Raw genomic sequence first — 247 nt, forward strand, 5'->3', positions numbered from 1 at the left:
ATTTACAGGGTTTGTTATTTTGAGATTTACAATTCGATCCGCAAGGCCTGCCGTCTTTTTTCTTCAGGCAGGAATTCGGTGCGGTATCCGTACATTCCGATATATCCGGATTCTTTAAAACCGACTACGTCCATCTGGTAGACTGAGCTGCGGGTGCTGATCTGCAAGGAGCAGTCGGCATTCAACCCGGTTAAGCCGGGATTTTCCTGCAGCAGGCTGTCGGGCAGGTAATCGTTCGCAAGGCAGT

1 protein-coding gene is annotated in these 247 nt (G+C 49.8%); it reads right to left on the minus strand.

Features of this window, described 5'->3' with window-relative positions:
• Positions 1–26: 26 nt before the first annotated feature.
• Positions 27–247, minus strand: a 221-nt coding sequence (locus tag ACY9Z2_RS19260) for a hypothetical protein (RefSeq protein ID WP_463611288.1), incomplete at its 5' end; no start/stop codon positions are given.

It is taken from the genome of Virgibacillus sp. GM2-2, from assembly GCF_055329585.1.